The organism is Pseudomonas sp. D3 (genome assembly GCF_029320995.1).
Classification (GTDB): domain Bacteria; phylum Pseudomonadota; class Gammaproteobacteria; order Pseudomonadales; family Pseudomonadaceae; genus Aquipseudomonas; species Aquipseudomonas paraveronii.
Genome location: NZ_CP119772.1, coordinates 5,161,831 through 5,185,301 on the forward strand (window position 1 = coordinate 5,161,831; position 23,471 = coordinate 5,185,301).

24 protein-coding genes and 1 pseudogene are annotated in these 23,471 nt (G+C 60.8%); 15 read left to right on the top strand and 10 right to left on the bottom strand.

Annotated elements, in window-relative coordinates; genetic code table 11:
* The first annotated feature begins 58 nt into the window (after positions 1-58).
* The gene (locus P3S72_RS23815) at positions 59-1,210 is read left to right on the top strand and encodes a glycerophosphodiester phosphodiesterase family protein (protein ID WP_276194520.1); all 1,152 of its coding nucleotides are present in this window, start codon (positions 59-61) and stop codon (positions 1,208-1,210) included.
* Between the two features lie 87 nt (positions 1,211-1,297).
* On the top strand, positions 1,298-1,606 hold the full coding sequence (locus P3S72_RS23820; RefSeq protein ID WP_276194521.1) for a PepSY domain-containing protein: 309 nt from the start codon (positions 1,298-1,300) through the stop codon (positions 1,604-1,606).
* A 60-nt stretch (positions 1,607-1,666) separates the two neighbouring features.
* Here P3S72_RS23820 and P3S72_RS23825 read toward each other — a convergent pair whose 3' ends face one another.
* On the bottom strand, positions 1,667-3,295 hold the full coding sequence (locus P3S72_RS23825) for a methyl-accepting chemotaxis protein (RefSeq protein WP_276194522.1): 1,629 nt from the start codon (positions 3,293-3,295) through the stop codon (positions 1,667-1,669).
* A 260-nt stretch (positions 3,296-3,555) separates the two neighbouring features.
* Here P3S72_RS23825 and P3S72_RS23830 point away from each other — a divergent pair, with 260 nt between their 5' ends.
* Together P3S72_RS23830 and P3S72_RS23835 are read left to right on the top strand one after the other, a co-directional pair.
* Positions 3,556-4,578, top strand: a complete 1,023-nt coding sequence (locus P3S72_RS23830; RefSeq protein WP_276194523.1) for a transporter — start codon at positions 3,556-3,558, stop codon at positions 4,576-4,578.
* A 191-nt stretch (positions 4,579-4,769) separates the two neighbouring features.
* Positions 4,770-6,386: an inorganic phosphate transporter gene (locus tag P3S72_RS23835; protein ID WP_276194524.1), complete on the top strand. Its 1,617-nt coding sequence runs from the start codon at positions 4,770-4,772 to the stop codon at positions 6,384-6,386.
* 123 nt (positions 6,387-6,509) lie between these two features.
* On the opposite strand, the gene P3S72_RS23840 is transcribed toward P3S72_RS23835, so the two are convergent.
* From P3S72_RS23840 to P3S72_RS23850, 3 genes are read right to left on the bottom strand one after another with little or no spacing between them, the layout of a single operon-like run.
* Positions 6,510-7,484 (bottom strand): biotin-dependent carboxyltransferase family protein, encoded by a 975-nt coding sequence (locus P3S72_RS23840; protein WP_276194525.1) that lies wholly within the window; start codon positions 7,482-7,484, stop codon positions 6,510-6,512.
* A complete protein-coding gene (locus P3S72_RS23845; RefSeq protein ID WP_276194526.1) occupies positions 7,481-8,359 on the bottom strand; it encodes an allophanate hydrolase subunit 1 in 879 nt (292 codons plus the stop codon). Before P3S72_RS23845 ends, P3S72_RS23840 begins: the two co-directional genes overlap by 4 nt.
* Positions 8,360-8,415: 56 nt before the next feature.
* The gene (locus tag P3S72_RS23850; protein WP_276194527.1) at positions 8,416-9,174 is read right to left on the bottom strand and encodes a 5-oxoprolinase subunit PxpA; all 759 of its coding nucleotides are present in this window, start codon (positions 9,172-9,174) and stop codon (positions 8,416-8,418) included.
* A gap of 104 nt (positions 9,175-9,278) precedes the next feature.
* Between P3S72_RS23850 and P3S72_RS23855 the strand changes: the two genes are divergently transcribed.
* Complete coding sequence (locus tag P3S72_RS23855) at positions 9,279-10,196, top strand: LysR family transcriptional regulator (RefSeq protein WP_276194528.1); 918 nt, start codon at positions 9,279-9,281, stop codon at positions 10,194-10,196.
* Here P3S72_RS23855 and P3S72_RS23860 read toward each other — a convergent pair.
* Complete coding sequence (locus P3S72_RS23860; protein ID WP_276194529.1) at positions 10,193-11,089, bottom strand: LysR family transcriptional regulator; 897 nt, start codon at positions 11,087-11,089, stop codon at positions 10,193-10,195. The genes P3S72_RS23855 and P3S72_RS23860 overlap by 4 nt on opposite strands.
* Before the next feature lie 105 nt (positions 11,090-11,194).
* On the opposite strand from P3S72_RS23860, the gene P3S72_RS23865 reads away from it, so the two are divergent.
* A complete protein-coding gene (locus P3S72_RS23865) occupies positions 11,195-11,953 on the top strand; it encodes an SDR family oxidoreductase (protein ID WP_276194530.1) in 759 nt (252 codons plus the stop codon).
* Here the strand turns inward: P3S72_RS23865 and P3S72_RS23870 are convergent.
* Positions 11,852-12,364, bottom strand: coding sequence for a multidrug/biocide efflux PACE transporter (locus tag P3S72_RS23870; protein WP_276194531.1), 513 nt, complete (start codon positions 12,362-12,364; stop codon positions 11,852-11,854). The two genes, P3S72_RS23865 and P3S72_RS23870, sit on opposite strands and share 102 nt — an antisense overlap.
* 88 nt (positions 12,365-12,452) lie before the next feature.
* Between P3S72_RS23870 and P3S72_RS23875 the strand changes: the two genes are divergently transcribed.
* Complete coding sequence (locus P3S72_RS23875; RefSeq protein ID WP_276194533.1) at positions 12,453-13,307, top strand: LysR family transcriptional regulator; 855 nt, start codon at positions 12,453-12,455, stop codon at positions 13,305-13,307.
* Positions 13,308-13,443: 136 nt separating this feature from the next.
* On the opposite strand, the pseudogene P3S72_RS23880 reads toward P3S72_RS23875, so the two are convergent.
* Positions 13,444-13,575: pseudogene (locus tag P3S72_RS23880) on the bottom strand (LysR family transcriptional regulator); the annotation flags it as partial.
* An 89-nt stretch (positions 13,576-13,664) separates the two neighbouring features.
* Between P3S72_RS23880 and P3S72_RS23885 the strand changes: the two are divergent.
* The 3 genes from P3S72_RS23885 to P3S72_RS23895 are packed head-to-tail and all read left to right on the top strand — an operon-like array spanning position 13,665 to position 15,678.
* Positions 13,665-14,174, top strand: a complete 510-nt coding sequence (locus P3S72_RS23885) for a GNAT family N-acetyltransferase (protein WP_276194535.1) — start codon at positions 13,665-13,667, stop codon at positions 14,172-14,174.
* A gap of 48 nt (positions 14,175-14,222) precedes the next feature.
* The gene (locus P3S72_RS23890) at positions 14,223-14,477 is read left to right on the top strand and encodes a helix-turn-helix domain-containing protein (RefSeq protein WP_276194537.1); all 255 of its coding nucleotides are present in this window, start codon (positions 14,223-14,225) and stop codon (positions 14,475-14,477) included.
* A complete protein-coding gene (locus P3S72_RS23895; protein ID WP_276194539.1) occupies positions 14,470-15,678 on the top strand; it encodes a type II toxin-antitoxin system HipA family toxin in 1,209 nt (402 codons plus the stop codon). Before P3S72_RS23890 ends, P3S72_RS23895 begins: the two co-directional genes overlap by 8 nt.
* Positions 15,679-15,760: 82 nt before the next feature.
* On the opposite strand, the gene P3S72_RS23900 is transcribed toward P3S72_RS23895, so the two are convergent.
* A complete protein-coding gene (locus P3S72_RS23900) occupies positions 15,761-16,240 on the bottom strand; it encodes a GyrI-like domain-containing protein (protein ID WP_276194541.1) in 480 nt (159 codons plus the stop codon).
* A gap of 194 nt (positions 16,241-16,434) precedes the next feature.
* Here P3S72_RS23900 and alaC point away from each other — a divergent pair, with 194 nt between their 5' ends.
* Positions 16,435-17,652 (top strand): alanine transaminase, encoded by a 1,218-nt coding sequence (gene alaC / locus P3S72_RS23905; protein ID WP_247398499.1) that lies wholly within the window; start codon positions 16,435-16,437, stop codon positions 17,650-17,652.
* Between the two features lie 141 nt (positions 17,653-17,793).
* On the opposite strand, the gene P3S72_RS23910 is transcribed toward alaC, so the two are convergent.
* Positions 17,794-19,146, bottom strand: a complete 1,353-nt coding sequence (locus P3S72_RS23910; RefSeq protein ID WP_247398496.1) for a GntP family permease — start codon at positions 19,144-19,146, stop codon at positions 17,794-17,796.
* Positions 19,147-19,230: 84 nt separating this feature from the next.
* On the bottom strand, positions 19,231-19,764 hold the full coding sequence (locus P3S72_RS23915; protein ID WP_276194544.1) for a gluconokinase: 534 nt from the start codon (positions 19,762-19,764) through the stop codon (positions 19,231-19,233).
* A 213-nt stretch (positions 19,765-19,977) separates the two neighbouring features.
* Here P3S72_RS23915 and P3S72_RS23920 point away from each other — a divergent pair, with 213 nt between their 5' ends.
* The 4 genes from P3S72_RS23920 (at position 19,978) to P3S72_RS23935 (ending at position 23,324) form a co-directional block, all read left to right on the top strand.
* Positions 19,978-21,009 (top strand): LacI family DNA-binding transcriptional regulator, encoded by a 1,032-nt coding sequence (locus P3S72_RS23920; protein WP_276197986.1) that lies wholly within the window; start codon positions 19,978-19,980, stop codon positions 21,007-21,009.
* Positions 21,010-21,317: 308 nt separating this feature from the next.
* Positions 21,318-21,950, top strand: coding sequence for a glutathione S-transferase (locus P3S72_RS23925; protein ID WP_276194546.1), 633 nt, complete (start codon positions 21,318-21,320; stop codon positions 21,948-21,950).
* Positions 21,951-22,160: 210 nt separating this feature from the next.
* Positions 22,161-22,604, top strand: coding sequence for a hypothetical protein (locus tag P3S72_RS23930; RefSeq protein WP_276194548.1), 444 nt, complete (start codon positions 22,161-22,163; stop codon positions 22,602-22,604).
* Between the two features lie 207 nt (positions 22,605-22,811).
* Positions 22,812-23,324 (top strand): hypothetical protein, encoded by a 513-nt coding sequence (locus tag P3S72_RS23935; RefSeq protein ID WP_276194549.1) that lies wholly within the window; start codon positions 22,812-22,814, stop codon positions 23,322-23,324.
* The last annotated feature ends 147 nt before the right edge of the window (positions 23,325-23,471 follow it).

Consider the following 23,471-nt stretch of genomic DNA (forward strand, 5'->3'; position numbering starts at 1 on the left):
TCATCAGTTGTTAAAAAGGAAGCCTTCTCAAAGCTACCGACACGAAAGGACTCCGCATATGCCTGTCACGTTTACCAACGGCCCGGTGCCCGCCACTATAGGGAGCGCCTTGCTGCTCGCCCTGATGCTCGGCCTTGGCCAGGCGCAGGCTGCCGACCCGATCAGCCCGGCTGAATTGGCAACTAACGAAGGCATCCCCTACCCTGCCGTGATCGCCCACCGTGGCGCGTCCTACGACGCCCCCGAGTCCACCGCCGCCGCCTACAAGGTCGCACGCGACCTGGGCGCCGACTACCTGGAGTTGGACCTGCAGCGCAGCAAGGACGGCGTACTGTTCGCCCTGCACGACAACAACCTGCAACGCACCACCGACGTGGGCAGCAAGTTCCCCGAGCGCAAAGACGCCCCGGCCAACGAGTTCACCTGGAAAGAACTGCAAACCCTCGACGCCGGCAGTTGGTTCAACGCCGCCTACCCGGACCGCGCTCGCCCCGGCTTCGTCGGCCTGAAAATCCTCAGCCTGGACGACATCATCAAGATCGCCGAAGGCAACCCGCAGCACAAACCGGGTTTGTACATCGAAACCAAAGAGCCCAAGCAATTCCCGGGCATCGAAGCCGACCTGAAAAACAAGCTGCTGGATAAAGGCTGGTTGAGCTCCGCCGGCTCCAAGCTGGGCAAGAGCAACACCGGTGTCGGCCAGGGCAAGGGCCGCGTGGTGCTGCAAACCTTCGAAACGGCCAGCCTGAAAGAGCTGCAGAAAGAGATGCCGAACACCCCGAAAATCCTGCTGCTGTGGGTAGGTGAAGGCAGCATCGAGCCGAAATCCAAGCAAACCTTCGCCGAATCCGGCGAACCGACCAAGGCGGCTTACTACGCCAAGCAAGAACCGAAAGACGCCGCCGAGTTCGAAAAATGGGTCGACGAAGCCAAGAGCCTCGGCGCCATCGGCACCGGCCCGTCGGCGGAGCTGACCGCCCACGGCGACCAGAGCTACACCGACCTGGTCAAGCCTGAAATGAACACGCTGACCCACGACAAGGGCCTGCTGGTACACGTCTACACCGTGGATGAACCCGTGGACTTCGAGAAAGTGATGAAGGCAGGCGTCGACGGCATCTTCACCAACCGCGCCGCTGAACTGCTGAAGTTCTACAAGCGCTGGCCGTCGTCCAGCGTGCAGGATCTGCTGAACGACCATAAATACTGAATAAGTCAGTGTGCCATTAAGGATGAATTAAGTTGCGCCGGTTAATCTGGCGCCACTTAAACAGCTCACCGAAAAAGGATACACACCATGAAAACCTTGACCGCCCTGTTCGCCGTGACCGCCCTGACCTTGACCGCCGGCCTGGCCCAGGCCGATGTCCGCCCGGATCATATCGAAGGTCTGCTCAAATCCGGTGCCGTAATGCCTTTCGAGAAACTCAACGCCGCCGCCGTGGCCAAACACGCAGGCGCCAAGATTACCGACACCGAGCTGGACCACAACAACAGCGGCGTACTGGTCTACGAAGTTGAACTGACCGACACCGCCGGCAAGCGCTTTGAAGTGAAACTCGACGCCAAGACCGGCACCGTGCTGGAAGACAAGCAAGACACCTGAGTAAAAACCTGAAAAAAAACGCGCCACCTTCGGGTGGCGCGTTTTTTTATGGCCGCCTGATCAAGCGCCCAGTCGCGCCGTCACCTCGTTCAACTCGCCGGACAAGCCGCGCAGATTCTGGCTCGCCGCTTCGGTGCGCTTCACGTTGTCGAGGTTGGCGGTGGCCACGGTGGTGATCTGGGTGATATTGCGCGAAATATCCTCGGCCACCGACGTCTGCTCCTCGGCCGCCGTGGCGATCTGACGGTTCATGTCGCGAATCGCTTCAATGGCCTGGGTGATGTGAGCGAGCATCGCGCCGGCCTGGGTGACTTTTTCCACGCTGTCATCGCTGCACGACTGGCCCGTGACAATCGCCTCGGCCGCATCGACCGCGCCGGTTTGCACGGCCTGGATAATCTGGTTGATCTCGATGATCGACGCCGCCGTGCGTTGCGCCAGGCTGCGCACTTCATCGGCCACCACCGCGAACCCACGCCCCGCCTCGCCCGCCCGTGCCGCCTCGATCGCGGCGTTAAGCGCCAGCAGGTTGGTCTGCTCGGCGATCCCGCGAATCACTTCCAGCACTTTGCCGATGCGCACACTGTCAGTTTCCAGACGGCGGATGATGGTGCCGGTGTTGAGGATTTCAGTGCGCATCTGGCCGATGGTGGCGATAGTGACTTTCATCACTTCACCGCCCTCGCGGGCCGAGTGATCCGCATCATCTGCCGCACGTGAGGCACTGGCGGCGTGGCGCGCCACTTCCTGGGCGGTGGCCGACATTTCGGTCATGGCCGTGGCCACCTGGTCGGTACGGCTGAATTGATCATGGGTACCGGTCGCCATCTGCCCGGCTATCGAATTCAACTCACTGCTGGCGCCGACCAGGTCGGTGGCACTGCGCTGCAGGCGGCTGAAGGTTTCGGCCAAAAAGTCGCGCAAGGTGTTCGCCGCCTCCGCCAACTGCCCCAGTTCGTCCTGGCGACGACTGGCGACACGCTCGGCAAAACGGCCGTGGCTCAGTTGGCTCACATAATCGATCAAACCACGGATCGGCAGGATCAGGTTGCGGTTGATCAACCACAGGCTGAACAAGCCAATCAACACGCCGGACAGCAACATAATCGTCAGGCCCACCATCACCGTGCGCTCGACATGGGCGCTGATGGTCTGGGATTGTTCGGTGCTTTGGGCGCGCAGGTCGCTGACCAGGGCGCTCATCTGCTCACTGGCGGGGCGGTCCACGCCCTTGACCGCGGTGTCACCGACGCTCGGGTCGGCGCCGGCGGCCACGTAGGCATCGCGGCCCTTCTGGTAGGAAACGCCAAGCTGCTGGTGTTCTTGACGCAGGTTCTGGATACGCTGGTTCAGCGCCGGGTCACCGGCAGTCTGGGTGACCAGCCGTGCGAGAATGCCTTGCACATCGCGTTGCCGGTCCTGGAACTGGCCCCAGTATTTCTCCAGGTCCTGAGGCTGTTTGCCGCGCAACAACACGTTTTTCCATTCCTGCACCTGCACCTTGAATTGCAGGTTGGCCTCATCGATCAACTGTGAAGTGAGCAACGGCCCTTCGAGCAAACTGCGGTAACTCTGCACCCCGTTGGAGAGGAAGTTGAAACAGGCCAGGGCGATTAACAACATCGCCAGCAGGCTGCCACCGAGCAGCGACAGGATCTGTGCGCGCAGGGATGTTCGCAAAAAAGTCATCGAAAAAAGCCTCAAAACAAGGAAAAGGTACGAATACGTCATGACCTCCCTGTCGTCGAAGGCGCCACCACCTACAGCGGTTCTTGTGTCCTGAATCGGCCGTGCTAGGCGCTTCTTGAGCCCATTTCGACAAGCGGTCAATAACGTGTCACCAAAGCGAAACACGTCGAAAACCGTCACAAAACTGTCAAACTTCCTTGCAATGATTCGCCCACGCGAACCTGTGAAACGTCCTACAGGTCCTTTCTCTGTGAGACTCCATGAACCACAGCATTGACCACAGCCACCAGGATTCCGATCTGTTTGGCTTGCTTTACGGTTTCCGTTTTCGCCCTGGCGAGAAGGCTGAGCAAATTGACTCAGCCACCGCCCTCCAGGCCTTGCAGCAACCGCAAGACCCGGAGGAGTTTCTATGGCTGCACCTGAACCTGGCCCACGCCGGATGCGAGCGCTGGATGCAGGCGCACCTGGCCTTGCCTGAAGAGTTTTTTGAAGCCCTGCATGAGGGCTCGCGCTCCACCCGTATCGAACACGTCGACTCGGCCTTGCTGGCGGTGGTCAACGACGTGGTGTTCAACTTCAGCAGCATGGTCTCGTCGGATATTTCCACGTTGTGGGTCTGCGCCCGCAGTCGCTTGCTGATCAGCGCGCGCCTGCAACCGCTGCATTCGGTGGATAAGTTGCGCTCATCGGTAAAGGCCGGTGAACGCTTCCGCTCGCCGCTGGAGTTGCTGGTGCACCTGCTGCGCGACCAGGGCGAGGTACTGACGCAGATCGTGCGCAAGACCAGCATCAGCGTCGACCATATCGAAGATCAATTACTCTCCTCGCGCTTGTCCACCAACCGCTCTGAGTTGGGCGCCATGCGCCGGGTGCTGGTACGCCTGCAACGCCTGCTGGCGCTGGAGCCGGGCTCGCTGCTGCGCCTGCTCAACCGCCCGCCGCAGTGGTTGCAAAAGGAAGACGTCAAGGAATTACGCAAATCCACCGAGGAATTTGCGCTGATCATCAACGACCTGACGGCCCTGGGCGAACGCATCAAGTTGTTGCAAGAAGAAATCGCCGCCAACCTCAACGAACAAAGCAACCGCACGCTGTTTACGCTGACGGTGGTGACGGTGCTGGCATTGCCGATCAATATCATCGCCGGTTTTTTCGGCATGAACGTGGGCGGGGTGCCGCTTTCCCAAGATCCGGAAGGCTTCTGGATTCTGGTGGCACTGGTCGCGACCTTCACCTTGATTGCCGGGCGCTGGGCCTTCAGAAAGCGCAAAGACTACTGAGCCCTCTCGACCTGAAACGGGATCAACCGTGGGAGCTGGCGTGCGCAATTGATTGCAATCTGACATCAGCTTATGGCCATTTTTCAGATCGGCGGCACATCCATTTCACGAAATAATGACCTATCGCAGCATCGCTGTAACATTCTGCAATGATCATGGGCGACATCCTCCCCGATACTGGATGCTCCGGCATGGCCACCCCGTCCCTGACTGCTTCAACGCATACGTCATCCGTCGATACCCAACCCAGGCTGGACAAAAAACCCGGCCTGGTAACGGTGATCATTTTCTTCGCCGTGCTCGCTATGGGCCTGTTGTTCACCGCCTACAGCCTGATGCACGACATGCACGAACTGGGCACGGTGGTCACCACCTGGACGCCGTTCCTGCTACTGGGCGTGGCGCTGCTGATCGCCCTGGGCTTCGAGTTCGTCAACGGCTTCCACGACACCGCTAACGCCGTGGCGACGGTGATCTACACCAACTCGCTGCCGCCGCAATTCGCGGTGGTGTGGTCAGGTTTTTTCAACTTCCTCGGTGTGCTGCTCTCCAGCGGCGCAGTGGCGTTCGGCATCATTGCCCTGCTGCCGGTCGAGCTGATTTTGCAGGTGGGTTCCTCGGCCGGTTTCGCGATGATCTTCGCCCTGCTGATCGCGGCGATCCTGTGGAACCTCGGCACCTGGTGGCTCGGCCTGCCGGCCTCGTCCTCCCACACCCTGATCGGTTCGATCATCGGCGTCGGCGTGGCCAATGCCCTGATGCACGGGCGTGATGGCACCAGCGGCGTGGACTGGAGCCAAGCGATCAAGATCGGTTATGCCCTGCTGCTCTCGCCGCTAATCGGCTTCGCGTTTGCCGCGCTGCTGGTGCTGGCCTTGCGCGCTTTCGTGAAAAACCGTGCGCTGTACAAGGCGCCGAAAGGCAACACCCCGCCACCATGGTGGATTCGCGGCATGCTGATCCTCACCTGCACAGGTGTGTCGTTCGCCCACGGCTCCAACGACGGGCAAAAAGGCATGGGGCTGATCATGCTGATCCTGGTCGGCACCCTGCCGATGGCGTATGCGCTGAACCGCGCCATGCCCGCCGAACAATCGCTGCAGTTTGCCGCAGTGGCCGAAGTGACCCAGGTCGCGCTGATGAAAAGCGCGCCGCAAGCGCTGCCGGGCGACCCGCGCCCCATCCTCTCGACCTACGTGCGGACCAAGGACGCCACGCCCGAGCTGATCCCGGCCCTCGCCGCCCTCGCCGGCCAGATCGGTGACGAAGTCAAAGGCTACGGCTCTTTGGCCAAAGTCCCCGCCGAGGCCGTAGGCAACGTGCGTAACGACATGTACCTGACCAGCGAAACCATCCGCTTGATGGACAAGGCCAAGGTCGGCAACTTCGACGCCGACACCCAAGGCAAGCTGCAGTTGTTCAAGCAGCAGATCGACAACTCCACGCGCTTTATTCCGCTGTGGGTGAAGATCGCCGTGGCCATCGCGCTGGGGCTCGGGACCATGGTCGGCTGGAAGCGCATCGTGGTGACCGTGGGCGAGAAGATCGGCAAGACACACCTGACATATGCCCAAGGCGCCTCGGCCGAGACGGTGGCGATGCTGACCATCGGCGCTGCGGATATGTTTGGCTTGCCGGTGTCGACCACCCATGTGTTGTCGTCCGGCGTGGCGGGGACCATGGTGGCGAACGGTGGTGGTTTGCAGATGAAGACCATCCGCAATTTGCTGATGGCTTGGGTGTTGACGTTGCCGGCGGCGATTCTGCTGTCGGGTAGCTTGTACTGGTTATTCACCAAACTCTTCTGACACACCGCAGGATCAAATGTGGGAGGGGGCTTGCTCCCGATAGCGACGGGTCAGTCAGCTTATTGGTAGCTGACCCACTGCAATCGGGAGCAAGCCCCCTCCCACATTTCGCTTTGGGGTGTTTCAGGTATTGAAGAGTCCGGCCATTGCCTTCAATCGCTTCTTGTACACCCGCCGCGCCTCCAACGCTTGCTCCAGGCTGACCGCGACAAACCCCGCCCGCTGGTTCGGCTGCATCTGCCCGATCAAGTCCAGGTCTGCACTGATCACCGTGCCGATCATCGCGTACCCGCCACCCGACACCGCGTCCCGATGCAGCACGATCGGTTCCAGCCCGGCCGGCACCTGGATCGAGCCGATCGGGTAGCAACTGTCGACGATGTTCGACGGATCGGACCCCGCACCAAACGGCTGCTCCCGTGGCTGAAAGCTCAATGCACTGCCGCCCTTGAAGCGATAGCCGATACGGTCCGCCTCGGAACCCACCGTCCACGGCTCGGCAAAAAAACTGCTTTTGGCCGCCTCCGTCAGGCGTTCGTAATACAGGCCGGGCACCACGCGCAAGGTCACATCGCCGCCGACGGAGCGGCGCAAGGCCATCGGCAAACTGTTGCCCGCCCGCCCCTGCCCAGTGGGCTCGCCGATAGGCAACTCATCCCCCGCCTGCAAGCGCCGCCCGTGAAAACCGCCGAGTGCGCCGAGGGTGTAGGTCGAGCGACTGCCGAGCACCCACGGCACGTCGATGCCGCCGGCGACCGCCAGATAAGCGCGCGCACCGGCCTTGGGAAATTCGAAGCGCAACACCTGCCCGGCGCGCACGTGGAACGCGGTGTCCTGGTGGACCACTTCACCGTCCAGGCGCGGCGACATCAAGGCGCCGCTGAGTGCGACCAAGGCGTCCTGTTGAAATTCCAGCTCGGGGCCGATCAGCGTGCATTCCAGGCCGGCCGCGCCCGGTGGATTGCCCACCAAATGGTTGGCCGCGTTGAGCGCGTACTGATCCAACGCGCCCGATGGCGGAATGCCCAAGTGGTAGTAGCCTTCGCGGCCAAGATCCTGCACAGAGGTGGCGAGGCCGGGTTTGAGCACCTTGATCATGCCAGCGCCTCCTGCAGGGTTTTCGGGTAGCCGACGGGGTCGGCGAGAAACGCATCCAGGGAAAATTCCAGCGGGCGGATGCGCAGGTCGAAACGTCCTGCGTCGACCTCGGCGACGGCCAGGTCGTAGGCCTCACGGTCGATTGGCTTGAACTGCACAATGTCGCCCGGCCGGAAGAACACCATGTGGTCCTTGAGGTAGGCCAACTGCTGCGCCGGGTCGTAGATCGGTGCCGGGGTGACGCCGAACATCTGGTAGCCACCGGCGCCGCGCACCGAGTAGATACAACCAAAGCAGCCGCCATGGCCGAGGGTCAGTTTCGGCGTGTCGGTGCGCGGGCGCAGGTACTTGGGCACCTGCAACTGCCGTTCGCGCTCGACCATCTGGAACATGAACGGCAAGCCCGCGACAAAGCCGACCATCGACACAAACCACGGTGCGCCACTGTGGGCCGCGATGAAAGCGTCGACATCGGCCAGACCGTTGATGCGCGCTGCGTATTCTAGGTCGGTGCCGCTGGGGTCTTGATGGCGGTCGCGAAAGCGCATCAAGGTTTCGTGGGTCCAGGGGTCGTTGTAGAGCACCGGGATTTCGATAATGCGCGTGTGCAAGGTGCGTTCGGCCACGGCCTGGGCTTCGGCGCTTTGCACCGCGTCGAGCAGCACATGGGGCGCAATGCGGTCCGGGTCGAAGCGAATCTGGAACGATGCGTTGGCCAGACACACATCCAGCACACCGTCCAATGCCAGGCGTTCCACGGCGCGGGTCACGGCCATGCCTTTGAAAAAGGCCTGCAGGGACATGCTGTCGCTGACCTCGGCAAACAGGTGTTCATCGGCGCCGAAGCTGTAGCGGATGGGGGACGTTTCAGCCATGTCTGTTCCTCTTGGAGTCGTTATAGAAAGGCAGACAAAAAAGTAAGGGTTCGATCTTATTTGGGTGTTCTGACCACAATGCCCGCTTGGTCCAGGGCTTCACGGGTCGCTTCGACCAATTCCAGGGCGCCGGGGGTGTCGCTGTGCAGGCAGATGGAGTCGAATTCGATAAACAGGTCTTCGCCTTCTACGGTGCGTACAAGACCCGTCTGACAAGCCCGAAGGACCCGCGCCGCGACGGTGGCAGGGTTCAGCACGCGCACCGTGCGGGTGAACACGATGGAGCCGGTCAGATCGTACTCGCGGTCGGCGTAAAACTCGCGCACCACCGGCTGCCCCAGCTCCTTGGCAATGCGCCAGATCACCGAATTCGGCATGCAGTACAGCAACAGCGTCGGCTCGATGACTTGCAGGTTCTGCACCAACAGCCGCGCGGCGTCTTCATCGCGGGCCAGGTGCATGTAGAGCGCGCCGTGGGGTTTGATATGTTGCAGGGGCACGCCCTGGGCCCGGGCGATTTCGCGCAGGGCGCCGAGCTGGTAGAGCATGTCGTCCACCAGTTCCTGGGCCGGTGCGTTGATATGGCGGCGACCGAAGCCCACCAGGTCGCGAAAGCCCGGATGGGCGCCGATGGCGACCCCCAGTTGCTTGGCGCGTGCAACGGTGCGGCGCATGGTGCCGGGGTCGCCGGCGTGGAAGCCGGTGGCGATATTGGCCGAGCTGATATAAGCCATCAGCTCCGAATCGACGCCATCGCCGATGGTCCAGGGGCCGAAGCCTTCGCCCATGTCTGAATTGAAATCCACTGCCCGCATGAAAAGGCGCTCCGCCAAAGGTGATGCTGAAAAGTAGGCTGCGGCTTGACCCCTTGGGAAGATCTATTATCAGATGACCTATCTTCTGAAAAACAGATATCGCCATGTCACTGACCTTGCGCCAAATCCGCTACTTCGTCGCCACCGCCGAGATCGGCCAGATTTCCCAGGCGGCGATTCACCTGAACATCTCCCAGTCGGCCGTGACCACGGCGATCAAAGAGCTGGAAGCGATGCTCGGCGTGCAGTTGTTCGTGCGCACCGCGCAGGGCATGAACCTGACCGACGCCGGGCGGCACTTTCTCAACCGCGCCTATGTGATCGTGCGCAGTGTCGACGACGCGCTGAACAGCCCGCTGCCCGACTACCGCGCCAGCGGCGTGCTGCGGGTCGCCGCCAGCTACACGGTGCTCGGTTACTTCCTGCCGCACCACCTGCAGCGCATGGAACACTGGCACCCGGACGTGACCATCGAGGTGTTCGAGCAGGAGCGCCAGGCTATCGAACACGGCCTGCTCGACGGCCAGTTCGACATGGCCGTGGTGCTCACCGCCAACCTCACCCACCCGGACATCGTCTCGGAAATCCTCTTCAACTCCGAACGCCGCCTGTGGCTGCCCAGCCATCACCCGTTGTGTGAACGCGGCGCCGTCAGCCTGGCGGATGTGGCCCGCGAGCCCTACATCCTGCTGACCGTCGACGAGGCCGAACACAGTGCCATGCGCTATTGGGAACAGGCCGGGCAAACGCCCAAAGTGCGGCTGCGCACCAGTTCGGTGGAAGCCGTGCGCAGCATGGTCGCCAATGGCAGCGGCGTGGCGATCCTGTCGGACCTGGTCCATCGGCCCTGGTCCCTGGAAGGCAAGCGCATCGAGACCCTGACCGTGACCGACCCGGTGGCGCCCATGAGCGTCGGCCTGGCCTGGCACCGCGAGCGCGTATTTACCCCCGCGATGCAGGCGTTCCGGGACTACTTCCACGACGCCTTCCTGGCCCCGCAGCAGTTGTCGGCGCGGCGTTAGAGCTGGGCTTGCAGCGTCGCGGCCAACCAGTCCATGAACACCCGCACCCGCAGCGGTAAATGGCGCTGCCCGGCGTAGAGCAGGGACACGTCCAACGGCGGCGCCGGGTAATCCGGAAGGACCGCCACCAGTTCGCCACTGGCCAACTGATCGCCAATGCCCAGCGCCGGCACCTGGATGATCCCGAAGCCGCCCAGGCAGGCGGACTTGTAGGCATCAGTGCTGTTGACCGTGACTCGCCCGACCATGGGCAGGCGCTGCACCTTGTTGCCCTGCAGGTATTCGAACCCCGCCGAGCGCGAGCCCAGCGGGCGCACGTAATGCACCAAATGGTGATCGGCCAGGTCTGCCAGGGTCTGCGGCACGCCATAGCGCTGCAGGTAGCCGGCGCTCACGCAGTTGATCATCGGCATGCTGCACAACAACCGCGCGACCACCGACTGGTCCGGCTGCGCACCGACGCGCAGCACGCAATCGAACCCCTCGGCCAGCAGGTCGACCTGACGGTCGGTGGTGCTGATTTCCAGCTCGATCAACGGGTGCGCGTCCATGAAGTGCGGCAGGCGCGGCAGGATCAAATCCCGCGCCATCATGGTCGGCAGGTCCACGCGAATGCGCCCGGTCAGTTGTGTTTCGTCCTGGCGAAACAAGCCTTCCAGTTCCTCCATGTGCGCGAGCAAGTCCTTGCTGCGTTCATACAGTACGCGGCCGTCCTGGGTCGCCTGCACCTTGCGCGTGGTGCGCTGCAGCAAGCGCGCGCCGAGCAGTTCTTCCAGCGCCTGCACATGCTCGGACACGGTGGAACGCGGTAGCCCCAGGCTCTCGCCGGCGCGGGTAAAACTCGACAGTTCGGTGACGCGCACGAAGGTGCGCAGCAACTCCAGTTTGTTCATGGGATTGTTCGCCTTATCCGGCCAGTGATTTCGCTTTACCGCTGTTTATCACGTTATAGGCGGACAAATACACTCATTCCCTCGATCACATCAGAGGACTGCACCATGACCCGTAAAATCGCACTGATCACCGGCGCCAGCCGCGGCTTGGGTAGAAGCACCGCGCTGCGCCTGGCGGCACAAGGCGTCGATATCATCGGCACTTACCACAGCCAGGCGGATGAGGCCCAGGCGGTGGTCGCGCAGATCGAACAATGGGGCGGCCGCGCCGCCATGCTGAAACTGGATGTGAGCCAGAGCGCGACCTTCGGCGCGTTCGTCGAAGACGTGGGCGACGTGCTCAAGCGTGTTTTCGCACGGGATGACTTCGACTTTCTGATCAACAACGCCGGTATCGGCATCCACGCCAGCTTTGCCGAAACCAGCGAAGCCCAGTTCGACCAACTGGTGGCGATTCAATTCAAAGGCCCGTTTTTCCTGACCCAAAAACTGCTGCCGCTGATCCGTGACGGTGGCCGCATCCTCAATATCTCCAGCGGCCTAGCCCGTTTCAGCCTGCCCGGCTATGCCGCGTATGCAGCGATGAAAGGCGCCATGGAAGTGCTGACCCGCTACCAGGCCAAAGAACTCGGCGCGCGCGGTATCAGCGTCAATATCCTCGCGCCTGGCGCCATCGAAACCGACTTCGGCGGCGGCGCCGTGCGCGACAACGCCAACCTCAACGCGATGGTCGCCAACAACACCGCCCTGGGCCGCGCCGGGTTACCGGATGATATCGGCGGGGCCATTGCCAGCCTGCTGGCGGACGGCAGCCACTGGATCACCGGCCAGCGGATCGAGGCGTCGGGCGGCATGTTTCTGTAGGAACTTTTCGCGCACCACGTCGTAGCCCCAGTGGTACACGTAGGTGTACGGCAGGAAAAACAGCAACACGCCGATATCGAGGATAAACGCCTGCATCAGGCTGACGTTCAGCCACGCGGCAATCAACGGCACGCACACCAGGACCAGCCCGCCTTCAAACAGCAAGGCGTGCAGCCCACGGGTCCAGCCGTTGTTGACCAGTTGCAGGCGTGCCTTGAGGCGGTCGAACAGGCCGTTGAAAATCACGTTCCAGGTCAGCGCCATCAGGCTGATCGCCAGGGTGACCATGCCCATTTCCAGGGCGGGCTTGTCCATGATCCACGCCAGCAACGGCGTGCAAATCAACAACGCCAGGGCCTCGAAACCGATGGCCTGGCACACGCGTTCAGTAATCGACTTGGTAGGGTTCATGACCCGGCTCCGTGAGTGACTGTGGTTGCCATCATTGCGCTTTGTATCGATACTTCATAACTAATAACCATCGATCAAGGCGATAGTCATGGCCTCCCATGAAGTGCTCCAGGCCTTTGTTCAGGCCGCGACCCAAGGCTCGTTTTCGGCGGCGGCGCGCAAGTTGGGCAAGAGCCAGTCCACCGTCAGCGCGGCGGTCGCGAGCCTGGAGATTGACCTGAATGTGCTGCTGTTCGACCGCAGCAGCCGCAAGCCGACGCTGACCGCCGCCGGCCATGTGCTGCTGCAACGCGCCGAGCAGGTGCTAGAGGCCAGCAGTCGGTTGGAATTGGCGGCGAGCCAGCTATCCCAGGGGTTGGAGCCGAAGCTGAGTATCGCCATGTCCGATACGTACCAGTCCGACCGATTCGAGATCGCCCTCAGTGCCTTTGAACAGCGCTACCCGGACCTTGAACTGGAGTGTTTGATCGCCGAATGCGAAGACTTGATCGCCCTGGTGCAAAGCGGCCGGGCGCAGATCGCATTTATCGAGAAGCAGGAGGCGTATCCGCCGGACCTGACCTGTTCACCGGTTGAAGAACGCACGGAAATCGCGCTGTTCGTCTCGCCCAAACACCCGTTGGCGCAGCAGGACAACGTCAGCGTCCAGGCCTTGCAGCAGCACCGGGAACTGCGCCTGGCGAGCATCATCAACCCCAATGAAACCCGGGCATCCGGACGGGTGTGGTCGGCGCCCAGTTACCTGATGCTGATGGAGATGGCGCAGTTGGGGTTTGGCTGGGCGCCGATTCCACGCTGGCTGGTGGAGCGTTTTGGCGGCGGCCAGTTGGTCGAACTCAAGGCGCGCAGTTGGCCGCGCTCGGTGGCGGTGGATGCGCTGTGGTCGCGGCAGCATCCGCCGGGGCCGGCGGGGAGTTGGTTGTTGGGCAAGATGCTCGACTGAGCCCGTCCGGGCCATGACGATCAACCTGTGGGAGGGGGCTTGCTCCCGATCGCGGTCGGTCAGTCACGGCAGCATTGACGGGGACGCCGCCATCGGGAGCAGGCCCCCTCCCGCATTGCGGGTCAGGCTGCGGATGTAAGGCCATCACGTAGGACTCCTCCCATATCGGCAGAAATATTTCGTCCTCGCCGCACATTTCCTCCACCGCCAGCCGCCCCTGGCCGACGCAGCCTTCCTGCAAGGTCAGCAGCAAACCCGGCAAGCCCTGTCGCCCGATCGACACCCCGCTGAAAACTCATTTCGCGCGGTGCAAACCCGATAGACTGCGCCCTTCTTTGCAGCCGTTCGGACACCCCGATGCAAACCCGCCTTGTCGCCTACGAGGCGCTGAATGCTGTGCAGACACAGCAAGTCGGCGCCATCGAAGTTCACCCTGAGCAGTTGCCGTTTTGCGGCGACATGTATTGCGCCCTCAACACCCTGCTGGTCAACCCAAGCCCCGGCATCAAGGGCTTCGTGCTGCTGGCCGACGATATTCCCGTGGCCTTCCTTCTGCTCAAACGCCCGCCGTGCCTGCCCCATTGGGCCGATGCACACAGCGCCACGCTGCACGCGTTACAGGTAGACCGAACCCAGCAGGGCCGGGGATTTGGCAAAGCCTGCTTGCAGGCGCTACCCGACGCTGCGCTACAGGCCTGGCCGCAGATCAAGGCGCTGGAGTTGTCGGTGGACACACACAACGTCGCGGCGATGGGCTTGTACCTCGGGCTTGGCTGGGTGGATCGCGGGGAGGCGTATAAAGCGCGGGTTGGGTATGAGCGCAGGTTGAGTTGGGTGTTTGGTCGGGATGGCCTTGACACACCTTAAATGTAACGTATACATGACCTATCAAATCTAAAGTAATGAATACGCTACATGGATATTTCAGTTATCACCCAACGACTCGCCAAACAAATCCGCTCCATGCGCCTCAATCGTGGCTATAAACAGGTGGACCTGGCAAAGCTGGCGGGAATTACCCGGCAAAAACTTATTGAAATCGAAAAAGGCAGCCTCTCGGTTTCCATGAATGCCTATGCCCGTGTGATTGCGGCGTTGGGCAGCGAGATCAAATTGGTTCCCGTGACCATGCCGACCTTGGAGGAACTGGAGGACTTGTTCAATGAATAGCCCCACTCTGCGCGTTCATACCCCTCAAGGCGAGAGTGGAAGCGTGCGGGTAAGCGCCGACGACTATCTGTTCCGATACAGCGACAAAGCAAACGCACAAAGCGCAATAAGCCTCTCGATGCCCGTTCGCGCAGATGAGTATCGTCGTAGAGACTTGCACCCCATCTTCCAGATGAATCTGCCGGAAGGTTACGTGCTTGAGCAATTGCGCAATCGTCTCGCCAAGACGGTGAAAGTCGACCCAATGTTGCTGCTTGCGTTGTCAGGCAGCAGCGCACCCATTGGCCGGGTGTTCGTCTGCTCGGATCAAGTGAGCGAGTTGATCCAACGTAACAGCCCTCCTTCGAGTGGCGAGAACATCGAGGAGATTCTCGCCTGGGACGGCACGGAAGATCTGTTCGCTGACCTGGTGGATCGCTACATCTTGCGAGCAGGCATTTCTGGCGTACAACCCAAAGTGCTGGTGCCCGAAAAACCTCAAACGCCCGAGCAGAGAATCACCTCGAAAACCAATGACCTGATCATCAAGAGCGGGCGCGACGAGTTTCCGGGGTTGGCTATCAATGAATACCTGTGCATGTCCATCGCCAGGGATGCAGGCATACCCACACCACCGTTTTACCTGTCGCAGAACCAGAAACTCTTCATCATGCGACGCTTTGACCGGGACGAGCAGCTCAACCCACTGGGCTTCGAAGATATGACCACGCTGATGGGCCTGTCTGCCGAGCAAAAATACACCAAGAGCTACGGCGCTATGGCCAAGGCTGTGCGTGTCTTCTGTTCACCTGCCCATCAACGCAGCTCGCTCGACCAATTATTCGACAGCGTGGCGCTCAGTTGCATAGTGGGCAACGGTGATGCGCATCTGAAGAATTTCGGCGTGCTCTACAGCGACCCAGTCAACGCCGATACACGACTAGCACCGGCTTACGACATTGTGAATACCACGGCGTACATTCCCGACGACACGCTCGCATTGGACATGGTCGGCAACAAGTCCTTTTTCGCTTCACGTCTGGGCATCCTCGAGTTTGCAAGAACCTGCGAAGTCGAAAAGCCTGAAGAACGTATTCAAGCACTGCTGCAAACGCTTGAGATCGTGCTTAAACGTGAAGACGATTACTGCCGATTAGCACCTGATGTTGCGAAAGCCATACGGCAATCCTCTCAGGGCTACCAACTGAGTTTTGGCGGTTGAACACAACCTTCGTCATTGGCGATTGCAGCCCTCGCAGGAGCGAGCGACGCCAGGTTCTTGCTCGCGCCTACAGTGGGAGCCCTTACTCAGGCGCTACCGGCAACCAGACCTCTACAGTACCGATGCCCTTACTTACATCAAAATCCGCGCTGTACCGCTCAAAATCCGGGCCGGCGATTGCGTAACCGGAGTGCGGCAACCATTCGAACATGATCCGCTCGTAGGTCTGCGGTAACGCCTGTACCGGGCCGTAGTGCGCGAACACCGCATAGTGATGCGCCGGGATTTCGATGAACTCGAAATTGCTCGGCACATCGCCCTTGGCGGGCACTTCAACCCCGGCGAGGTAGTCGAACTCATCGTGTTTCGGGTTATGGCAAACCCCGTAGGTAAAACCGCCTACACGCTTTTTGATTTCTTTGAAGCAGCTATCGAACACGTCCCACAACTGCGGAATATCCCCCACGGTGGCCTTTGAATAGCGCCCCTGCACCCCAGCGATCACCAGGGCCTTGCCCTCTTCCATGCGCGGTTCTAACGGTTGTTGTGTCTGCTGATCCATCTGAACAGTCTCCTTCTTATGAGGGAAAAACCCATATCGAGTATAGGGGTATATCCAGGCTGCGCTCCATGTAGAAATTTTTCCTACGTATCTGGACAACTGGCCATCATCGACCGTATTGTCTGCCCGCAGGCCACCGCAGTGGCCGACGTCGCTCGGACGGTTCCGGGCGCTTACGTACTCTCGAGGCAACAATGGCCGACCAAGGTTCGCCGCGCCGCTTTGCGCGCATAGATCGACTCCCCCCCTACGTTTTCAATATCACTGCCGAGCTGAAGATGGCTGCGCGTCGGCGCGGCGAAGACATCATCGACTTGAGCATGGGTAACCCTGACGGCCCGACTCCACCGCACATCGTGGAGAAAATGGTCACCGTCGCCCAGCGTGAAGACACCCACGGTTACTCCACCTCCAAGGGTATTCCGCGCCTGCGCCGGGCGATTTCGCGCTGGTACAAAGACCGTTATGAAGTGGATATCGACCCCGAGTCGGAAGCCATCGTCACCATCGGCTCCAAGGAAGGCCTGGCGCACTTGATGCTGGCCACCCTGGACCAGGGCGACACCGTGCTGGTGCCCAACCCGAGCTACCCGATTCATATCTACGGTGCCGTGATTGCCGGCGCCCAGGTGCGCTCGGTGCCATTGATTCCGGGCGTGGACTTTTTCGCCGAGCTGGAACGGGCGATTCGCGGTTCGATCCCCAAGCCGAAGATGATGATCCTGGGGTTCCCGTCCAACCCGACCGCGCAGTGCGTGGAACTGGATTTCTTCGAGCGGGTGATCGCCCTGGCCAAGCAGTACGACGTGCTGGTGGTGCATGACCTGGCCTACGCCGACATCGTCTACGACGGCTGGAAAGCCCCGTCGATCATGCAGGTGCCGGGCGCCAAGGACATTGCGGTGGAGTTCTTTACCCTGTCCAAAAGCTACAACATGGCCGGCTGGCGCATTGGTTTCATGGTGGGCAATGCGGAACTGGTCAACGCCCTGGCGCGGATCAAGAGCTACCACGACTACGGCACCTTCACCCCGCTGCAAGTGGCGGCGATTGCCGCACTGGAAGGCGACCAACAGTGCGTGAAAGACATCGCCGAGCAGTACCGTCAGCGCCGCAATGTGCTGGTCAAGGGCCTGCATGAACTGGGCTGGATGGTGGAGAATCCCAAGGCGGCGATGTACGTCTGGGCGAAGATTCCCGAGGCGTATGCCGCTATGGGTTCGCTGGAATTTGCCAAGAAGCTGCTGCTCGAAGCCAAGGTTTGCGTATCGCCGGGGGTTGGCTTTGGTGAATATGGCGACGATCACGTGCGCTTTGCGCTGATCGAGAACCAGGACCGGATTCGCCAGGCGGTGCGCGGGATTCGCGGGATGTTCCGGGCGGATGGGCTCTTACCAAAAACCGGCGTCTAACGCGGTCAAACATGTGGGAGGGGGCTTGCTCCCGATGGCAGGGTGTCAGTCACTGTATCGGGTGACTGAAACACCGCTATCGGGGGCAAGCCCCCTCCCACATTTGGATTGGGTTTGCACCCTTGCCTTAGGGTGTGTCTGTCACACCACCAACGACAGCAACATGATGAAGATCAGCGCCACCACCGACAGAATGGTCTCCATCGCCGTCCAGGTCTTGAACGTCTCGGCCACAGTCATGTTGAAGTACTGCTTCACCAGCCAGAACCCCGCATCGTTGACGTGAGACAAAATCAACGATCCCGCCCCCGTCGCCAACACCAGTAGCTCGCGGTTAACCCCCGGAATCATCCCCACCACCGGCACAACAATGCCTGCGCCAGTGATGGTCGCGACCGTCGCCGAACCGGTGGCAATACGAATCACCGCCGCCACCAGCCACGCCAGCAGGATCGGGTTGATCTGCGCGTTCACCGCCATATGGCCGATCACGTCGCCCACGCCGCTGGTCACCAGCATCTGTTTGAAACCACCACCGGCACCGATGATCAGGATGATCGCGGCAGTCGGCGCCAAGCTGGCGTCGAGCAGCTTGAGGATTTGCTTGGAGTGGATGCCCTGGCGATGGCCAAAGGTGTACAGCGACAGCAGCAACGCAAGCAGCAGGGCGCTGATCGGGTGGCCGATCATGTCCATCCAGTTGCGCACCACATGACCGTCGGCCAAGGCGATGTCGGCAAAGGTTTTGAGCAGCATCAGGAACACCGGCAGCAGCACGGTGATCAGGGTGATGCTGAAGCTCGGCAGCGTCTTGTTTTCCGGCTCGCGGGCCAGTTGGTCGACCAGTTCCTGGGACGGATTGCCCGGGATGTACTTGGCGATAAACGTACCGAAGATCGGGCCGGCGATGATGGCGGTCGGCAGCGCGACGATCAGACCGTACAGAATGGTCTTGCCGATGTCCGCGCCAAACACGCCGATGGCCAGCAGCGGCCCCGGGTGCGGTGGCACCAGGCCATGGACCGCCGACAGGCCGGCGAGCAACGGGATACCGATCTTGATCAGCGACACACCGGTGCGGCGCGCGACGATAAACACCAGCGGGATCAGCAACACAAAGCCGATCTCGAAGAACAGCGGGATGCCTACCAGGAACGCGGCGAACATCATTGCCCACTGGACCCTTTCCTTGCCGAAGGCGCGGATCAGGGTCTGGGCGATCTGATCGGCACCGCCGGATTCGGCCATCATCTTGCCGAGCATCGTACCCAGCGCGAGGATGATGCCGACAAAGCCGAGCACCCCGCCGAAGCCGTCCTGGAAGGCCTTGATGATCTTGTCCACCGGCATGCCCGAGGTCAGGCCGAGGAAGCCCGCGGCGATGATCAACGCGATAAATGGGTGAACCTTGAACTTGGTGATCAAAAAGATCAGACCAATGATAGTGACCACTGCATCAAGCAGCAGGTAGGACTCGTGGGACATGCCAAACATGGGGGGTCTCTCCTGTTTGTTGTTGTTATTAAAGCCGGTGTTGAATTTGTCGCCGGGGATAGCGCTATCTTATCCGGCAAAAAATTAACGAGTAGGTTCAAAGCCGTGTTTGAGCCACCAGGCATGGGTTTGCTCGGCCAACGCCTTGACGCTGTCTTCGCTGGCATTGAGGGCCAGGGTCAGCGGCTCGCCGACGGGCGATTCGAGGGTGGCGAACTGGCTGTCGATCAGGCTGGCCGGCATGAAATGGCCGGGGCGATGGGACACGCGGTCGGCGGCGACTTCGCGGCTCAGTTCCAGAAATACAAAGCCCAGACCCGGCGCTGCTTCGCGCAGGTGGTCGCGGTATTTCTTTTTCAGCGCGGAACAGGTGAGCACCGGGTGTTCACCGGCCTTGAGCGAACGGCGCAATTCATCGCACAGGATGTCGAGCCAGCCGGCGCGGTCGTTGTCGTCGAGGGGGTGGCCGGCGCTCATCTTTTCGATGTTCGCGGCGGGGTGAAAGCTGTCGCCTTCAATGGGCGTGGCACCGTTCAGGCGGCAGAGGGCCTCGCTGACGCTGGTCTTGCCACAGCCGGCAACACCCATGATAACCAGGGCGGTAACAGGTTGACTCATGAAACACCTCAGGACGCAGATAGCGCTACCTTTGCACGCTGTAAGGCTAGTGCAAAAACAGGCTTTTCCCGCGCCGTCTTGTCTTTTTTTATGGAGTGACGCGTGCATCCGCTCCAAGCATTTGAACCGGATCAGGCAACCCAGCGCTCTAGCATTTGCAGCCGTTTGGAGACAGCGCTACCTTAGTGCCTCGATTTTTGTTTGGCAAGCCGCCTGATGACCTCCAAGAACGATAAAAATACGCGCACCACGGGTCGTCCGACCCTCAATGAAGTCGCCCGCCTGGCCGGCGTCAGCCCGATTACCGCCTCCCGCGCCTTGCGTGGCATCAGCACCGTTGCCACCGAACTGGTGGAAAAAGTGCAACAGGCCGCCGCCGAACTGAACTACGTGGTCAACCCCGCCGCCCGCGCCCTGGCCTCGGCCCAGAGCCATTCGGTGGTGGTGCTGGTGCCGTCGCTGTCCAACCTGCTGTTTATCGAAACCCTCGAAGCGATCCATCAGGTGCTGCGGCCCAAGGGCTTTGAAGTACTGATCGGCAACTCCCACTATTCGCGCGACGAAGAAGAGACCCTGCTGCGCAACTACATGGCCTATCAGCCACGGGGTTTGCTGCTGACCGGGTTCGATCGGACCGAAAGCGCGCGACGGATGGTCGAGGCCAGTAACGTGCCGTGTGTGTACATGATGGATCTGGACCCCAACGCTGGCGTGAACTGTGTGGGCTTTTCGCAGTTGGCGGCGGGTGAGACAGCGGCAGCGCATTTGATCTCGCGGGGGCGCAAGCGCCTGGCGTATATCGGCGCGCAACTGGACCAACGCACCTTGCTGCGCGGCGAAGGCTTCCGCCGGGCGCTGCAACAAGCCGGCCTGTACGACCCGGCGTTGGAACTGCTGACACCACGCCCTTCCTCCGTGGGCCTGGGCGGCGAACTGTTCCTGCAGTTGCTGGCGGCGCATCCGGATGTGGATGCGATCTTCTTCGGCAACGACGACCTGGCCCAAGGCGCGCTGCTCGAAGCCCTGCGTCATGGCATCAACGTACCGGAGCGCGTGGCCGTGCTGGGCTTCAACGACCTGCCAGCGTCCTCGTTCATGGTGCCGCGCCTGAGCAGCATCAGCACCCCGCGCGAAGCCATTGGTCGGCGCGCGGCGGAGCATTTGCTGACGATCATGGCGGGTAACAAGATCGCCAAGCCGGTGGTGGATATGGGATTTGAGTTGCAGGTGCGGGAAAGTACGTAGGACGTTTGTAGGACGCGACTGGCATTGCGATGTTGCCTTGGCAATTCATCAGTTGAGGGAGCTCAGCGTATTGCTAGTGGGCAAAGCCATGGACCAACACACACCACGCGGCTAAAGCCCTGTTCGGTCAAAAATGTGGGAGGGGGCTTGCTCCCGATTGCAGCGTGACAGTCACCACATCTGGTGACTGATCCACCGCTATCGGGAGCAAGCCCCCTCCCACATTTTTTTACCCTGCCCGCTTGAAGCCATCGCCGTAGTGCCCGCCCCCTGCTAGATTGACTGTTCTCCACTGCCAGGGAAGCACCATGGGACACTCACTGAAAATCTTGGGTCGCGCTTCTTCCATCAACGTGCGCAAAGTGCTCTGGACCTGCCAGGAACTGGGCATCGACTACGTGCACGAAGACTGGGGCATCGGCTTCAAGCCGACCCAATCCGCCGAATTCCTTGCCCTGAACCCCAACGCCCAAGTGCCGGTGCTGATCGACGACCACGGAGTGCTGTGGGAATCCAACACCATTTGTCGTTACCTGGTGAACCTCTACCAACGCCACGACCTGCTGCCTCTCGACCCCGCACCCCGCGCCCGGGTCGAACAGTGGATGGACTGGCAAGCCACCGAGCTCAACCCTTCCTGGGGCTATGCCTTCCAGGCCCTGGTGCGCAACAGCCCCGACCATCAGGACCCGCAACGCATCAAAGCCGGCGTACAAGCCTGGAACGACAAGATGGGCCTGCTGGAACAACAGTTGGCAAAGACCGGCGCCTACGTGGCCGGCGACGAATTCACCCTGGCCGATATCCTCATCGGCCTCTCGGTTCATCGCTGGCAGATGACCCCCATGGAACGCCCGCTCTACCCGGCGGTTGCGGCGTATTACCAGCACCTCGGCCAGCACGCCGGCTTTAAGACCTTCGCCCTCGACGGCCACGACTAATCCCAAGAACGACAACGTAAAAGGACTCAACGTACTGCGCCGTACCGGGGCCTGCGACAGAATCGGCAAAACGCTCGCTTCGTACCGCCCATCGGATAACGCGGCCTACCTGTCAACATTGACAGTAGACGCTACCCGTTACCGACGTTTGACTGACAGCGAAGTGATTGGGCGCGCCCAATTCCTATAACCTCTCGAAGGCGTACGCTCATGGATAACGATCGGTCACAGGCCCTGAAATCGCAGCCTGTAGATGGCTTGGTAACAGCGAACATCAACCATCCCATTGGAAACTTCACATCCGAAAACATCCAATTTCACGATTTTCCTGAAGGTATTTTTATAGACGCCAAGAGCAATCAAGGCCAGCGGCTGATGAGCTTTCATTTGGCTAAAGATATCCAGCCTGGTTCATATGATGTTGCCCAAGAAAAAGGCAAGGTTCAGGTCTATTACTACCATGCGCTTGGACCGAACCCTTGGACTTACCAGCCCAGCAGCGGGAAATTACGCATCTGGAAGATCGATCTGGAACATCGGCACATCACTGCGACATTCTCTTTCACCTCTCATAAGGTGCCCAAGGGTGAAGAACCGCTGAAGGTCACCCAGGGTGAGTTGAATCTTCCAGGCCTTGAACCCATCATCGACTGAAACCTCGTGCGATAAATCAGCGAATGTCCAGGGGTGCCATACGCCACCGGGCGTTGGAAAACATCGCCCGTTGACGGCAACGCTTGGCCGTCGACGGGACAATGTTTGCCGCGATGGCCGCGCCAGCTCCAGTAAAACCAGGGGGTTGGCGCCCGGCACGTTATTTGCTCCAGCAGATGCACCGTACATTTCCACAGGTGACCGATCATGCTGGTTAACAACAACACTCAAGCCTTGTCGACCGTTCAACAGATCAAGCGACCCGACATGGACCCCGCCAACGCCGCCGCCAGCACGCTGTACAGCGGCACACTGCAAGCGGCTCAGCAAAGCGTGACCGCACCGGTTGCGCAGAAGGACTTGGACAAGGCCGCCAGCCGCATCGACGAAGCCTTCGCCAAGACCCGCGTACAGTTGCAGGCCTCAACGGCCGCCACCCCGGCGACCACGGATGTGCCCGCAGCCGGTTCTACCACGAGCGCCGCGCGCGCAGACTTCACCGATTACATGAGCAAAACCCCGGCCGAACGCATTCGCGAACAACTGCTCAAGGAGCAGGGTTTGACCGAAGCAGAAGTGCAGACAATGCCGCAGGAAAAACAGGATGCGATCACCAAGCAAGTGGCCGATCGTCTGAAACAACAGCAAGAACAGCAAGTAGCCGCGAAGACGGCAGAGCCGCAGGTGCAGGCGGTGAAAGAAACCCTGGCCGCGATCTAAGCGATACGGCCAATCGGGCTATTCGGTCGCGCAGTAAAACCGTGCGCCAGGACGTTGATTTCCCGGCATGGGGTGCCATCACGGTAGTTGGGCGTCGGCAGCATAGAGCAGGTGTGTCCTGCTCTGTGCGGTGAGGCGGGAACAGCT